Annotated in this window: 15 protein-coding genes; 12 read left to right on the forward strand and 3 right to left on the reverse strand. The window is 38.6% G+C overall.

What is annotated here, in order from left to right:
• From NIT04_RS02305 to NIT04_RS02360, 12 genes are all read left to right on the forward strand, one after another.
• Positions 1-1,830 carry a nucleoside-diphosphate sugar epimerase/dehydratase gene (locus tag NIT04_RS02305; protein WP_252501995.1) on the forward strand — a complete coding sequence of 610 codons (1,830 nt, stop codon included), beginning with the start codon at positions 1-3 and terminating at the stop codon, positions 1,828-1,830.
• Positions 1,831-1,911: 81 nt separating this feature from the next.
• Positions 1,912-3,159, forward strand: coding sequence for an oligosaccharide flippase family protein (locus tag NIT04_RS02310; protein ID WP_252501996.1), 1,248 nt, complete (start codon positions 1,912-1,914; stop codon positions 3,157-3,159).
• Between the two features lie 48 nt (positions 3,160-3,207).
• The gene (locus NIT04_RS02315; protein WP_252501997.1) at positions 3,208-4,539 is read left to right on the forward strand and encodes an O-antigen polymerase; all 1,332 of its coding nucleotides are present in this window, start codon (positions 3,208-3,210) and stop codon (positions 4,537-4,539) included.
• 4 nt (positions 4,540-4,543) lie between these two features.
• Positions 4,544-5,098: an acyltransferase gene (locus NIT04_RS02320; protein WP_252501998.1), complete on the forward strand. Its 555-nt coding sequence runs from the start codon at positions 4,544-4,546 to the stop codon at positions 5,096-5,098.
• A gap of 11 nt (positions 5,099-5,109) precedes the next feature.
• The gene (locus tag NIT04_RS02325; protein WP_252501999.1) at positions 5,110-6,297 is read left to right on the forward strand and encodes a glycosyltransferase; all 1,188 of its coding nucleotides are present in this window, start codon (positions 5,110-5,112) and stop codon (positions 6,295-6,297) included.
• On the forward strand, positions 6,294-7,304 hold the full coding sequence (locus tag NIT04_RS02330) for an NAD-dependent epimerase (RefSeq protein ID WP_252502000.1): 1,011 nt from the start codon (positions 6,294-6,296) through the stop codon (positions 7,302-7,304). The genes NIT04_RS02325 and NIT04_RS02330 overlap by 4 nt, the downstream gene beginning before the upstream one ends.
• 11 nt (positions 7,305-7,315) lie before the next feature.
• Entirely contained in the window at positions 7,316-8,596 is a 1,281-nt protein-coding gene (locus NIT04_RS02335) for a nucleotide sugar dehydrogenase (RefSeq protein ID WP_252502001.1), read from the forward strand.
• Positions 8,597-8,598: 2 nt separating this feature from the next.
• Positions 8,599-9,756 carry a glycosyltransferase family 4 protein gene (locus tag NIT04_RS02340; RefSeq protein ID WP_252502002.1) on the forward strand — a complete coding sequence of 386 codons (1,158 nt, stop codon included), beginning with the start codon at positions 8,599-8,601 and terminating at the stop codon, positions 9,754-9,756.
• A 127-nt stretch (positions 9,757-9,883) separates the two neighbouring features.
• Positions 9,884-10,501 (forward strand): sugar transferase, encoded by a 618-nt coding sequence (locus NIT04_RS02345; protein WP_252502003.1) that lies wholly within the window; start codon positions 9,884-9,886, stop codon positions 10,499-10,501.
• Positions 10,498-11,172, forward strand: a complete 675-nt coding sequence (locus tag NIT04_RS02350) for a hypothetical protein (protein WP_252502004.1) — start codon at positions 10,498-10,500, stop codon at positions 11,170-11,172. Before NIT04_RS02345 ends, NIT04_RS02350 begins: the two co-directional genes overlap by 4 nt.
• Before the next feature lie 186 nt (positions 11,173-11,358).
• The gene (locus NIT04_RS02355; RefSeq protein ID WP_305880097.1) at positions 11,359-12,519 is read left to right on the forward strand and encodes a DegT/DnrJ/EryC1/StrS aminotransferase family protein; all 1,161 of its coding nucleotides are present in this window, start codon (positions 11,359-11,361) and stop codon (positions 12,517-12,519) included.
• Between the two features lie 177 nt (positions 12,520-12,696).
• Entirely contained in the window at positions 12,697-13,020 is a 324-nt protein-coding gene (locus NIT04_RS02360) for a hypothetical protein (RefSeq protein ID WP_252502006.1), read from the forward strand.
• Positions 13,021-13,202: 182 nt separating this feature from the next.
• Here NIT04_RS02360 and NIT04_RS02365 read toward each other — a convergent pair whose 3' ends face one another.
• From NIT04_RS02365 to NIT04_RS02375, 3 genes are read right to left on the reverse strand one after another with little or no spacing between them, the layout of a single operon-like run.
• The gene (locus NIT04_RS02365) at positions 13,203-14,441 is read right to left on the reverse strand and encodes a M20 family metallopeptidase (protein WP_252503167.1); all 1,239 of its coding nucleotides are present in this window, start codon (positions 14,439-14,441) and stop codon (positions 13,203-13,205) included.
• Between the two features lie 9 nt (positions 14,442-14,450).
• The gene (locus NIT04_RS02370) at positions 14,451-15,170 is read right to left on the reverse strand and encodes a small-conductance mechanosensitive channel (protein ID WP_252502007.1); all 720 of its coding nucleotides are present in this window, start codon (positions 15,168-15,170) and stop codon (positions 14,451-14,453) included.
• A 17-nt stretch (positions 15,171-15,187) separates the two neighbouring features.
• Complete coding sequence (locus NIT04_RS02375; protein WP_252502008.1) at positions 15,188-15,895, reverse strand: DUF5058 family protein; 708 nt, start codon at positions 15,893-15,895, stop codon at positions 15,188-15,190.
• Between the last annotated feature and the right edge of the window lie 100 nt (positions 15,896-15,995).

Genomic DNA, 15,995 nt, shown 5'->3' on the forward strand with positions numbered 1-15,995 from the left:
ATGACAATGAAAAAGCGGATGACCATGCTTTTCTTATTGGATTCACTCATCGTGTTCCTATCAATCTTTCTAGGCTACTATATATTGCGGCCAGACATCGTCATCATTCAAGATGGAATCATCTTGATGAGCGCTTTGACAATCCAAATCGCGCACCACCTCATCGCTTGGCATTACGGACTATACCGGAAAGTATGGTCATACGCCTCCATCGGCGAATTGAAAGCGATCTTCAAATCGGTCACCTACACAATCGCAGTCGTCGTCATCGCACAGCTCGTCTTCACGAGAGACGTCAATGCACGGGCGCTTTTCCTCACTTGGATGCTCCACATTTTGTTGATTGGGGGATCGCGACTCAGCTGGCGCCTTACACGCGATACGTTCCGCAAAAAGGATGAGCAAGGGATGACACGCACGATGATCATCGGTGCCGGACAAGCCGGAACGATGGTTGCGCGTCAACTGATGAACAATCCGGAGTCAGGCATGAAGCCTGTCCTCTTCCTTGACGATGATCGGATGAAAAAGGGACTCGAACTGTACGGCATCAAAATAATGGGCGGTACAGACTATCTTGAAGAAAAAGTGAAAGACAACCATATCGAAAAAATCGTCATCGCGATTCCGTCGATGCCAAAGCAGGAAATGACTGGGCTCATGAAACGATGCGTCGCAACAGGCGTCCGCACGCAAATGATCCCACGCATCGAGGATTTGATGACAGGAAAAGTGTCCGTCAACGATATGCGCGACGTAAAAACAGAAGATCTCCTTGGCCGCGACGAGGTCCAGCTCGACATGAAAGCGATCAAGGAGAAATTGACTGATAAAACAATCCTCGTGACAGGCGCAGGCGGCTCGATCGGCTCCGAAATCTGCCGCCAAGTGGCGGCATTCAAGCCGAAAAGCCTCATCCTCCTTGGTCACGGAGAAAGTTCCATCTACAATATAGACATGGAACTCCGCCAAAAAGTTTCACCTGAAACAACACTGATCCCAATCATCGCGGACGTCCAGGACCGCGACCGGATCTTCGACATCATGGCGGAATACAAACCGGACGTCATCTACCATGCCGCGGCACACAAACACGTCCCGCTCATGGAAGCGAACCCGATGGAAGCCGTCAAAAACAACATATTCGGAACGAAGAACGTCGCGGAAGCGGCCGACACATTCGCCGTCTCGCACTTCGTCCTCGTTTCCACTGACAAAGCGGTCAACCCACCGAATATTATGGGTGCGACGAAGCGCTTCGCTGAAATGATAGTTCAGAATCTTGCCAAGAACAGTAAAACTAAGTATGCTGCAGTACGTTTCGGGAACGTACTCGGCTCCCGTGGGAGTGTCGTTCCGCTCTTCAAAAAGCAGATAGCAGCGGGGGGACCGGTAACAGTGACTGATACTAGAATGACCCGCTACTTCATGACGATTCCGGAAGCATCGAGACTCGTTATACAGGCAGGCACACTAGCAAGTGGTGGAGAAGTGTTCGTCCTTGATATGGGGGACCCGGTGAAGATTGTCGATCTTGCGAAGAACTTGATCAGGCTATCAGGATATCGAGAAGATGAGATTGAAATCAAGTTTTCAGGCATTCGACCTGGTGAGAAGTTGTTTGAAGAACTGTTGAATGAGAGTGAACGGCAGAGCGAGTATGTGTACCCGAAGATTTATGTTGGTAAGGCTACACCGATTAGTGAGCTTGAGATGGAGTATGTGTTGGAAAAGCTGCTAGATATGGAGATGTGCGAGATGAAGGAGACTTTGATTGGAATGGCTAATCGAAAAGTTGTGGAAGTGCCTAGTAAATTTTCGGTTGTATAGCCATATTAATAAAAGTTCGAGTCGTTATAAAACTTGACTAAACGTCATCTCTTATTCCTCTGACAGCAGTACCTCTTATTAATGGAAAAGAGAGAAAGAAAAATGAAATTAATACGAAATGTATCATGGATTTTTGTCGCTAATTTAATTGTTTCCTTTACAAAATGGCTTCTATTGGTTATTATTGCCAAGTTACTATCGCCTGCTGAAGTTGGGGCTTACTCATTAGCATTTGCCATTGGGGCACCTATAACACTTTTTGCTAATATGAAATTACGTTCATTGTATATTACTGAAAGGAAAAACGACTTCAGTGACTATAATAATTCAAGAAAGCTTTTAAGCTTAATATCAATTATAGTTCTCACTGCTATTGGATTTTTTATATATCCCCAGTATTTTTATATAATTTTATTTGTTGGTTTAATGAAAGTTTTTGATTTGCAATCAGATCTCTACTATGCCCTACCTCATAAAGAAGAGAACATGAGTTATATTGCAAAGTTATTGATTTTAAAACACATAATCACATTAATTACTTTTTTTGTGAGCTTAATAATGACAGAAAATCTTGTTTTTAGTTTAATAACTCAGCTAACTATACAGATTTTATTCTTCTATTTAATTGAAAAAAAAGGTATTGAAAGAAACTATGAAGTAAATAGTAAAAGATTCAATTTCGGGAAAGTAAAGAAAGTAATTCTATTAGGTTTACCATTAGGCTTTGTTCAAATGATTTTTTCTTTTAATGTTTTTTATCCAAGATATCTTTTAGAGTTCTTCGAATCAACTGAAATACTAGGTTACTTTTCAGCTATAGCTTATATTTTGGTTGTTGGAAACATACTGATGAATGCAGTTTCCCAAAACTTTTTACCATATCTATCCAGGGAGGTAAAAATAAATAACTACAAGAAGTTTAAAAGGGTCGTATTCATTGACCTTTCACTATTCTCTTTATTTTTGGGTGTTTTATTAATATTATTTTCCTATTTGTTCGGTGAGATTTTCTTAAGTATGTTCTATGGTAAAGAGTATGCAAAGTTCGTAGACATTCTAATATTAGTAAGTTTTTCCATTGCCATCAATTTTATTAGTATGAATTTTGATACAGCTTTGTTAGCGATGAGATTTATAAGTATACAGCCGAAAATCTCAGTGTTTGTTCTAGTTGTTAATCTTATTATTGGATACATTTTAATAAGAAATTATGGTATTTATGGTGCGACATATACAATAATAATTACTAACAGTCTTCAACTCTTGCTAAGAATTCTTTTTGTTAATCAAAAATTAAACTCTTTAATGAGATACGATCAATCAATTTAGTCATAACACACACATTGCTCAAATTATTTAATAAAAGATGGGGGAAACATGAATTCAATATATTTTAAAAAAGGACTTTATTATATCTTTTTGTCATTAATGGCAATATATATATACTTGTCGGATAACTATAAAATCATTCTGATTGCATTTTTAGTAACTATTTTATACTCCATGATTTGTGTGAAATTCACTCTGCATCATCCTTTTGTTTGGTTTCTTCCCTTTTATTTTATGTATAGTTGCTCAAGTGCAGTTCTAACATGGCAAGATGTAAAACCCTTTAGTGACAATGTTGTTTTTTTACTTAAAGCTTCGTGGTTCAGTATGCTTCCTTTGCTGCTAATCATTAACACTAAGATAGGTGAATATCATGCGCTGAAGCCAAATAAAAGAAATAATATTTATTTCTTTTTTATAGTTTGGGGAGGAGCATTATTATTAAACTCGTTATCTCTTGTTTCAATAAGTTTGTCTGGATTTACAAATAAAAGAGAAATAAACTCTAATTCCGATCAAATATTTAGTGTCTCTTTAGGGTTTAGTTTACTCATTTTGGTTTTTTCGATAATTTTAGCAATCTCTATTCTATCTAAGAAGAGTTATCCGTATAAGTTTGTGATTTTCAATTTGTCATTTATGTTTATTGCTTTTTTAATCAATGGTGAGAGGGATTTGTTTTTAAGAGTAACCTTAATTTCGTTTGTACTTTATTACACCATATATAAACGGATAAAAAGTTTATATTTAATTTTGATTGGTATAGTTACGATATTCATGATTCCGGTTATGCATAATTTAAAGAACTTTTGGATTACGAAAGAAACTAATAAAACTTTATCGGGAAATTGGATTGTAGACATATTCTCTAGTGAATTTACTTCAGCTTCAAATAATCTCCGTATTATTTATGAGGCAAACTTAGAATATAAGAAAGGAGAAACAATTATTTGGGATATTTTAAGGTTTTTTAGTTCTGATTATCATTCTACAACCCAGTGGTTTAATGAGATCTTTTTCCCAGAAGTTATCGCAACGGGAGGAGGTAGGGGGTTCTCTTTTTTAGGAGAAGGCTATCTGAATTTTGGATTAACTGGAATGTTAATTTGGATGGCTATTTTGGGTCTGATTATTAAGTTCCTGTATTTTTACAGTAGAAAAAATAGCCTTACGTTACTAATATATATAATTTCAATGCCTACGTTTATATATATCTTGAGGGCCGACTTCTCAAATCTTTTCTCAGGAGTCATAAAACAAGTGGTAATACCTCTTTTTCTATTATATATATTGTACTGGATATTAACACAAATTTTACCTAACAAAAATAGAGATTACTTACTGGATACAATGAAAGGTCGTGAAAAGGTTGAGCGGTAGAGATATGTTAAAAAAATTAAGACGTTTAATTCGTTTTATTGAATTTATAAGCAAATTTGTTCCAAAACCTCTTTTTGTATTTCTTTGGCGGTTTTCGGATAGTTCAGAATCTAAGGTTGCGCTTTTAATTAGGTATCTATATGTAAAGAAATATTCAAATGATTGTGGCGAAAACATTTATATCGGTAAAGGTGTCATTTTAAAGAATATAGAACATTTAACCTTAGGATCCAATATAAGCATTCATGCCTATAATTACATTGATGCAGCTGGAGGTATTACTATAGGCGATAATGTTTCTATTGCAAATCAAAGTTCATTGATATCTTTTGAACACACGTGGGAAGAAGATAATATTCCTATAAAGTATAATAAGGTGAAAAAAGAAAGAATAGTTATACAAAATGATATATGGATAGGAACAGGATGTAGAATATTGTCAAATGTAACATTGTATAGAAGAAGTATTGTGGCTGCAGGAGCTGTGGTAAACAAAGATGTTTTACCGAATACAATTGTAGGGGGAATACCTGCAAGGAAAATTAAAGATATTTATTAAAGGATGGTTTTATGAAACTATTGTTTGTACATAGTCATGTATTTAAATACGATGAAAACAATAACTTTTATTCAGATGGTAAATTGACATATGAAATGTGGAAACAAAGATATTTAAAATACTTTACTAAAATGATAGTTGCGGGAAGGGGAAGAGAAATAGGAGAGGAAACTTTAAATATATCTAGTGGTCCGAGTGTAGAACATTTCATATTACCGGACTTGTCAAAAATTAAGAGTAGATTTCAGAATCTGAAAGTTCTAAAGGCTGACTTGGAATTATTAATGAATAATACAGATGTGTTAATAGCTAGAATGCCAAGTGGACATGCATATCACGCAATAAAAATAGCACGAAAGTTAAATAAACCTTATGTAATAGAAGTTGTAGGAGATGTTTATGCTGCTTTATGGAGTCATGGAAATTATTTAGGGAAAATATTGGCCCCCATCAGTTATGTTAAATACAAGAGAATTATAAAACAGTCATCAAACCTCATTTACGTAACAGAAAGTTATTTACAAGATAAGTACCCATATAAACGAGGAGCTAATACAACGAACATTTCTAATGTAGATATCAAAATGGTTTCTGAAGAAATCCTTGAAAAAAGAATAAATCGAATAAATAAAATGGATGTAAATAAAAACGTCAGTATTGGACTGATAGGGTCATATTCTTCAAAATATAAAGGGATAGATACAGCAATAAGAGCAGTTAAGAATTTAAATGAACTGGGTTTTAATTGCACACTGATTGTGCTTGGGGATGGTAACAACAGATGGTTAAAAGAGATTTCTAAAAAACTTGATATTGAAAATAAAATTGTTTTTGCAGGTAGTTTACCAGGAGGAGAAAAAGTTTTTGAATGGTTAGATACTTTGGATTTATACATTCAGCCTAGCTTAACTGAAGGATTGCCAAGAGCATTAATTGAAGCAATGAGTCGCGGTCTTCCTTGTGTTGCTTCTGAAGTAGGTGGCATACCTGAATTAATTAATAGAAATTTTATTCATAAGCCTAAATCTGCAAAAGAATTAAGTGAAAAGATTGAGCTCTTATTGAAAAACAAAACCCTCATGCTCAATCAAGCAGAGAAGAATTATTTGAGAGCCAAAGAATATACTGCGGACGTATTAAATGACAGAAGAGAGTGTTTTTGGGTTGAATTTATTGATAGGGAGATAAACAGAAAATGAAAATATTAATTACTGGTGCAGCTGGATTTATTGGTTTTCATTTAACGCGTAAGTTAATAATGCAGGGATTTCAAGTTATAGGTATTGATAACCTCAACGATTATTATGAAGTAACTCTAAAAGAAAATCGCATTAAAGAACTAAAAGATAATAAATTCAATTTGCACAAGATTGATTTGGAGAATAGAAAAGCTTTAGACAAGATATTTGAATTAGAAAAACCAAATGTTGTTATAAACCTAGCCGCGCAAGCGGGAGTACGGTACAGCCTTGAAAATCCACATGCTTATATAGATTCTAATATTGTAGGCTTCATGAATATTCTTGAAGGCTGCCGTCATAATAACGTTGATCATTTAATTTATGCATCTTCAAGCTCAGTATACGGTGCAAATACAACATTGCCTTTCACAACAAGCGACAATATCGATCACCCATTAAGCTTATACGCTGCGACCAAAAAAGCAAATGAACTAATGGCCCACACTTACAGCAGTCTATACAATATACCTACGACCGGACTTCGTTTCTTCACTGTATATGGTCCTTGGGGACGGCCGGATATGGCTCTCTTTAAATTCACCAAGAACATTATCGAAGGAAAGCCAATTGATGTATATAACAATGGTAAAATGATGCGTGACTTTACATATGTAGATGATATTGTTGAAGCGATTTCCCGGTTAGTTGAAAAACCGGCCAAGCCTAATCCTGAATGGTCAGGTAAGAATCCTGATTCAAGTTCAAGTTATGCTCCATACAAAATTTATAATATCGGAAATAATAGCCCGGTAAATCTGATGGATTTTATTGAAGCTATTGAAGAAAAGGTTAGAAAGAAGGCAATAAAGAACTTCATGCCACTTCAAGCAGGAGATGTACCTGCCACCTATGCAGATGTTGAGGATCTCTATCAAGCTATTGATTTCCTCCCTCAAACATCAATAAAGGACGGAGTAGGAAAGTTCGTAGATTGGTATATCGATTACTACAAAGTGAAACTGTGAGGATGGTATAGATGAATCGGAAAATTGCGGTTGTCGGATTGGGGTATGTTGGACTACCAGTTGCTGTTGCTTTTGGAAAGAAGTACCCAGTCATTGGATACGATATTAATGAACAACGTATTGAAACCTTGAAATTAGGCGTTGATTATACAAACGAAGTCGAACCTGAAGATTTGAAAGAAGCACAACTCGAATTTACTAATGAAGGGAAGAGGTTGAAAGAGGCGGATTTCATTATTGTATCAGTACCAACCCCGATAAATGCTCACAATCAGCCTGACTTGACTCCTTTATTGAAGGCATCTGAGACAGTTGGAGCGAATCTAAAAAAAGGAACAATCGTAGTTTATGAATCTACTGTATATCCGGGAGCCACAGAAGAGAATTGCGTTCCTGTATTGGAGAGAGCTTCAGGTCTACATTGCGGTAAAGATTTTTATGTTGGTTACTCCCCTGAACGGATTAATCCAGGGGATAAGGTACATACATTTACCAATATAACTAAAGTCGTTTCTGGACAAACACCAGAAGTGTTGGACATTGTAGCAGATGTCTATGCAAGTGTTGTAAGTGCTGGAGTACATAAAGCAAGTTCCATTAAAGTGGCGGAGGCTGCAAAAGTGATTGAAAATACGCAGCGTGATGTGAATATCGCTTTGATGAACGAACTGGCTTTAATATTTGACCGTATTGGGATTGATACTTCTGAAGTGTTGGAAGCAGCGGGAACGAAGTGGAATTTCCTTAAGTTCACCCCTGGGCTAGTTGGTGGTCACTGTATTGGAGTCGATCCGTACTATTTGACACATAAAGCAGAAATGGTCGGACACCATCCAGAAGTAATATTAGCAGGACGTCGTATAAACGACGGTATTGGTAGGTATATTGCGAGAGCATTAGTAAAGAAATTAATAAAACTTAATCTACCGGTTCAAGGTGCAAGAATAACTGTCCTTGGGTTAACGTTTAAGGAGAATGTCCCAGACTTGCGGAATTCTAAAGTGATTGATGTCATCCGTGAATTGCAAGAGTATGGTGTAGATGTGCAAGTGGCTGACGCTCATGCCGATCCTGAAGAGGCGGTTCGAGAATATGGATTGACTTTAAAGCCATTTGATGAGCTACTCCCTGCAGATGCAGCGGTATTAGCGGTTTCGCATAATGAATATATCGAAGCCGGTTGGTCACAGTTTGATAGGCTATTGAAGCATGGTAAAGGAATTGTTGTGGATATCAAGAGCGTGTTGGATAAAGAGAGTAAGCCTGAAAAAATTGATTTGTGGAGACTATGATATTGACTAAAAAGAAAATTTTACAGGTTTGTGCAATTGATGCAAGCGTTTATTCACTTCTAAAGCCTTTGATAATAAGGTCAATGGATAAGGGATATGAAGTCCATAACGCATGTACTAATACAGGGAGATTTGAATCGCTGGAATCGCAAGGATTAACGATGGTAGATATACCTATAGATCGTAGGATTCATCCGGTAAAAAATTTGAAATCAATTTGGAAACTATACAGGCTTATGAAGATAGAGAAATACGATATAGTCCATGTGCACACTCCTATTGCGGCATTATTAGGGAGAATAGCAGCCAAACTTGCCGGGATACAAAACATTATTTACACTGCACATGGGTTTTATTTTCATGAAGAAATGTCTAAAAGAAAGTATAGATTATTTTTCAATATAGAGAAATATGCTGCAAAGTGGATGACTGATTGGCTCTTGCTACAAAGCAAAGAAGATTATGAACTTGCTTTGAAAAATAATTTTAAGACCCCAGCAAAAACAATTCACCTTAGCAACGGTGTAGATATATGGAATAAATTTAATCCCGAGAAAATATTGTTGTCTGAAATAAATGAACTAACTAGAGAGTTGAATTTGACTGAAAGTGATATTGTTTTTTCATTCATTGGGAGACTTGTTAAGGAGAAAGGAATATTTGAGTTAATTGAGGCTTTCAAGCGAGTAGTTGAGAAGTATCCCCAATGTAAACTCATTATTATTGGGGTGCTGCCTACGAGTGAAAGAGATCAGGAAAGTTATAAAAGGTTGTCGGAGCAATTAGTTCACCCGAATATTCAAGCCATTGGATACAGGAAAGATATCCCGCAGTTAATGGCGATTTCAGATACATTCATATTGCCTTCACACAGAGAGGGTTTACCAAGATCAATTATTGAAGCCATGGCAATGGCGAAACCTATAATAGCGACTAATATTAGAGGATGTCGTGAAGAAGTATTCCCCGATGAGAATGGCATTCTTTTTGAAAAAGGAAATATTGATAGTCTTGAAGGTGCTATGAGCCTATTGGCGGCCAATGAAAGTCTACGATTGAGATATTCGTTAAGAAGCAGGGAACTTGTAGAAGAGTTATTTGACGAAGAAAAGGTATTAACAAAACAGATACAGTTGTTTAATAGAATCACAAGTTCTTAATTAAGTAATATTTATAGGTTGTTTGTATATATAACAAAAGAGTGATCAGCAAGGGAATCTGGTATCAATATATTTTTTTCTTGACTAATAGTTGATAAAAAAATGATTAGGAATGTGATAGTTTCATATGAGAAAAAGAGTATTTGATTTCAGCGTTAGCCTGATAGCAATATTATTATTATCACCAGTGTTTGTTGCAATTGCGTTACTTGTTCGTTGGAAAATTGGTACACCAGTGTTATTTAAGCAAAAACGTCCTGGCTTGAATGAAGTTCCTTTTTATATCTATAAGTTTAGATCAATGACCAATGATACTGACCAAACGGGTAAATTGTTGCCTAATGAACAAAGAATTACTAAATTTGGAAGATTACTGCGAAAAACTAGTCTTGATGAATTGCCGCAATTGTTTAATGTATTAAAAGGGGATATTAGTTTGGTGGGGCCAAGACCACTATTAATGGATTATCTTGATTTATATTCTCCTGAACAATCGCGACGCCATCACGTTCTGCCAGGTATTACTGGTTGGGCTCAAATTAACGGTCGTAACGCTATTAGTTGGGAAGAAAAATTTGAATATGACGTCTGGTATGTCGATAATCACTCAATATGGCTAGATATAAAAATATTACTCCTTACGATGAAAAAGGTATTTAAATCTGAGGGTGTTAATAAAAGTGAGAATATTACTATGGATAAATTTAAAGGCTCTGACCATAAGACAAAGGATGAAATCGAATGAATTCTTATCTAGAATTATGGAAAAGTGAGAATAAGTATAAGCGAACAATAATTATTATAGGTGCAGGTAGTTTAGGGAAAATGACTGCTAGTATTTTAGTGGACAATGAAATCTACGAAAAAAGTTCTATTGCTTTTGTGGATGATCAAATTGAGACTGGATCAATTATATTAGGCTTCCCTTTATTAGGGAAATTATCAGAGATTCTAATTGATGTGGAATTTTCACAGAACGCAGATTTTGTTATAGCAATTGCGAACAACAAAACTAGAAAGAAAATAGATGAGAAATACCCAAATCTAAACTATGTAAATGTTATTCATAATTCCGCTGTTATTTCTAAATATGCAAAAATTGGAACGGGAAATATTATACTACCTAATGTCAGTGTGGATCCAGAGGCAATAATCATGAATCATGTGGTCTTAAATAAGAACTCAACTATTGGGCATAATGTAACGATGTGTAATTATACTCAAGCATGCCCGGGCACGAATTTAGGTGGATATATAGACGAATGTGCTTTTCTTGGGCTAGGGAGTATTGTACTTCCTAATATTCGTATTGGTAGGAATTCTATTATAGGTGCAGGGTCAGTAGTAAATAAAGAAATTCCGGATAATTATGTTGCTATGGGTACACCTTGTATACCAGTTAAAGCTATTGAATAACTTGCTCCATACAGTAAAAACATATAAGACGGTTTTGTGGAATGATTGGTTCGACAGAAAAGTGCGATTATTAAATAAAAAAATACATGGCAATAAATTAGGTATAGTATTAAAAATACATCTGGATCAATCAATTTAACGAGGAGTGATAGTGTGGATAATCGAATCTTGTTATCCTCCCCCCACATGAGTGGGAACGAACATAAATACATAAACGAAGCGTTCGAAACGAATTGGATTGCACCACTTGGACCAAATGTGAATGCGTTTGAAAAGGAATTGGCAACTTATGCAGGTACGGCTGGTGCTGCCGCAACTTCTTCCGGGACAGCTGCAATCCATTTGGCACTTGAACTTTTCGGCGTTGGCCATGGTGATATTGTCTTCTGTTCGAGTTTAACTTTTGTTGCAAGCGCGAACCCGATCTTGTATGTCGGAGCTGAGCCTGTTTTCATTGATTCCGAGGAAGAGACATGGAATATGTCACCTGTCGCGTTGGCGTGTGCTTTTGAGGATGCCCAGGCTAGAAGGAAGTTACCCAAAGCGGTAATTGTCGTCAACTTGTACGGGCAAAGTGCGAAGATGGATGAACTGATGGAAATCTGTGAGCGATATGAAATTCCAATTATTGAAGATGCGGCAGAGTCGCTTGGCTCTCTCTATAAAGGTAAGAAGAGCGGATCATTCGGACATTTTGGCATCTATTCATTCAATGGAAACAAGATCATTACGACTTCAGGTGGCGGCATACTCGTATCAAATGACCTTGAGGCGTTAGCACGTTCACGCTTTTTGGCGACACAAGCACGAGATGCAGCGAAGCATTACCAGCATAGTACGGTAGGATATAATTACAGGATGAGTAATATACTTGCCGGTGTCGGCCGTGCTCAGCTTGAAGTGTTGGATGAGCGTGTACAAGCCAGACGAGATGTGTTTGACCGATACGTGCAAGCGTTAGGGGACATTAAAGGCGTCCATTTCATGCCGGAGTTGGAAGGGACGTATTCGAATCGTTGGCTGACGGCGTTGACGTTGGATCCTGAAGTCATTAAGGTAACCCCTTACGATCTGATTGATCTGCTGGAAGAAGAGAATATCGAAGCGCGTCCTGTGTGGAAACCGCTTCATATGCAGCCGTTGTTTGAAGGATGTAAGTTTTATCCTCATGGCAAAGGTGATGTAGTAAGTAAGCGATTGTTTGCTGAAGGGCTTTGTTTGCCGTCGGGGTCTAATATGACGGTGGAGGAGCAGGAGAGAGTTATAGAGGTTTTGAGGAAGCATTTATTGGCGAGTAATAGCTTGAAAAGTGATGAAGCTGTTCATGAAGTTTATGGAAAACAGTAAAGCCTACGAATAGATATATGGGAAATCTGAAGAAGCAGCGACCATGCTCATTATAAAGAGTATGGTCGCTTTCGTATATTTCTCTCCGAAAGTATTTATATTAGTTGCATTTCAAATTATCCAAAAACTATCTCTCTTATGATATAATAGCTGTAAAAAATGGAAGGAGTATAATCCATGTTTAGAAATCATATCATTTGGGGGAACTATCCAGAAACAGAGTATTTGATTAAACAACTACAGCTGGATTATAGATTTGACCTCATAACTGTCATCGATGAGGAAATGCCGCAATATAGGGTGAAGAATGGAGGTGATATTATATATGCTGGCAAAGGATTTGTAGAAAATTCGCGAATGAACGATATAACCGAATTCCACTATTATTACACCCCACCATCCAAAAGGGGAGGTGGTCACGCATGGAAGGTTAAGACCGTGATTGGATTCATACATGAATTTCAGACTGATAAAAAGCGGCGGCGTTTTAAACGTCATTGACGAAGAACTAGAACTACAAAATACATACATAGTCTATCTCTCTCCATGAAGATGGAAAAGTGCTTTGTCTTTAATGACTGAGCGTTTTTTAAAAGACAAGTAGCTTACCATCCATCCCAATAAATAAAAGAAAATCCAATCATGTCGCTCTTGATTGGATTTTTTCGTGTTTTTATGTTTCATTATCCTGACGCGTCAGACACCGGCAATCCCTCATTATGATTATACTCGCACACGACATGTGCTACAGATTTTGCAGAAACGAGGAGTGCGGCTTCGTCAATATCAAATTTGGGATGATGGTTGAGATACGGCTTGTCAACGCCTTTCGGTTTGCAGCCGATGTTATAGAACGTCCCGGGTATTTTTTCCGTGTAATAGGAAAAGTCTTCGGACGCGGGGCTGACCGGAATTTCTATAATCTCCTGGATGTGCGGATCGTTGGCCTGTTCCAAAATGGAGACGACGTTTGCAGTCACTGCCGGATCATTGTATAAAGGCGGGTAATCCGGAATGTATGTGAGTTCGCAGCCGACGCCGAATTCCAGTTCGATGCCTTGGGCGATTCGATGGATTTCCTCAGCTATCACTTTCTGGCTTTCTTCATTCATATAGCGCACATCGCCTTCAAGTTCTACACTGTCTTTGATCACATTGAATGACCCTTTTCCATCGAATGATCCGATGGTGACGACGCCCATTTCAAATGGGTTTAATCGACGGCTCACAATCGTTTGGATTGCGGTAACAAAATATGCGCCTGCTACGATCGGATCGTTTGATTGATGGGGTGAGGACCCGTGCCCTCCCTTGCCTTTAATAACGAGTTTGAAGTATGTCCTTCCAGCCATGGAGAAGCCGCTTCGATAACCGATGACGCCCGTCGGAAAAGCAGGCATGAGATGCGTGCCGAAGACGGCATCCAAATCATCGAGGATTCCGGACTCCACGATGCTCTTTGCACCGCCCGGCGGTGTCTCTTCCGCATGCTGATGGATGATTTTGATTGTTCCATGGAGGTCCTCTTTTAATTGGATCAGACAGTCGGCCAGAACGAGCATATAGGCTGTATGTCCGTCATGGCCGCACGCATGCATGACACCCGGATTTTTTGATTTGAACGGAACGTCTGTCGCTTCTTCGATCGGAAGTGCGTCAAAATCTGCTCGCAGTCCGATCGTTTTACCGGGCTTTCCGCCTTTAATTGTTACGATGATTCCAAACCCATTCCCGATGTTGGTTTGGACGTCAACGTCTTTTCCTTCATAGAATTTTTCGATGAAACGTGCGGTTTCCATTTCTTGAAACGACAATTCGGGATGCGCATGCAAATATCTCCGGATTTGGATCATTTCTTCTTCACGGTTTTCCAACGTGGCCAATAACATTTGTTTTAATGAGATTGTTTCTGTTGATTGCATTGACGTCAATTAGCTCCCTGCTTTCTTTGTTTTAATTTTTTCCAATAGCATACATGCTGCCACAGTGCCTAAAATGCATAGGAACGTCTGAAGGGACCGAGGCACCGGGCCTAAGTTGACGAATAAACCGAACGCGACGCCGACAATCCCCCAGACAGGCTTTTTAATCGCGAATTGCGCGATGACCCCGCCGTAGACCGCTGGTAGAACAAACCTGAATGCTTCAACGAATGAAGTCGGCAAAAGCGAGATAACAATGGACCCTCCGAGAACAACGAAAATAAGAACCGTTGTATTGACGATAGCCGCAGCGGAGATCGCAAGTGTTGCCGCCAATTCACCCTTTTTTGTTCCAGGTTCCGCGCCGATTGTCGCTTGCGCAATCGAAGCGCTTGGAAGGCACATATTCCCGATATTCCCATTCAGGAATGCCAGATATGTTCCCGAAACGCCTAGGATCGGGTAGTAGCTGATCGGTTCAATAACCCAGACGGCGGCGATGACGGCAGCATACGCCAGAAAGCCTGAAAGGATTGCAGACCAACCAGGATGAAATCCTAGTACGAAGGATAGGTAAAGCGGTAACAGAAGAGTTAATAAGATGACGCCCCAGATAGTCAGGCGGCCCCAAAAATGTGATTTGGCATGGAAGGCTTCGAAATCGAGAGTTTCAGGCACATTGGCGCTGCTTGTTGTGACGATGCTTTTCGCTTCTTTACTTACGGTCATAATCATTTCCCCTCCAATTAGCTTAATAAGTATCCAACTGTTAAACCGACAATGACTACGAGTCCGAGCGACCATTCAATCAACCATTTGACATGAAACTTCTTTGCGACCGCTAGAAGAATCGGCATGACTAGAAAAGCGACCACCAATACGATCGACTCGTTAACCCCTTTCACCATTTGGGCGCTGCCAAGATACCCGAATGCCCCGATCATAGCTGCGGTTGAGACGAGTTGAAACAGCGTTACATTTTTAGGGGAGCTTGTCACCTTTGCCTGCATTTTTCCAAGTGACTTGGTGAAGAGTGCAGTGAACAAAAGCCATCCCATCCCGCCCAGACACATTACCCAAACGGCATTCGTGAAAGCGATTGCAGTGAAATCGGATGATCCAAGCTCAACACCAGTTGCTTCGGCTCCTAAACTTGCACCTAACATTTCAATAGGGGCGGAACCGATAATCCCGATCCGTATTAATGTCACCGGATTCCCGATCAAGGACAATAGAGATATGGCGATTATTAAAATGGCGAAGGAAGGTCCCAAGGAACTGATTGCCCCCGCTCTTATCGCCGATTTCACCTCATCTCTTGACATGCCGACTGAATTACTTGCTTTGGATGCAAGACTCATAAACTTAAAAGCTTGAAAGAATACAAGCCCGATTACAAGTGATGCGATGATCCATAATGGAAAACTGTTTGCGATTTTCAATACCTCAGCCATTGCTTTTCCTCCTTTACCCTTCTGAATGCACGCGACAGTAGTGATGAGTGGGCGATTGAACGTTCGGACTATTCTTTTTATTTGGCTTAGTATACAATGG

The sequence above is a fragment of the Sporosarcina sp. Marseille-Q4943 genome (assembly GCF_943736995.1).
In the GTDB taxonomy this organism is placed as follows: domain Bacteria; phylum Bacillota; class Bacilli; order Bacillales_A; family Planococcaceae; genus Sporosarcina.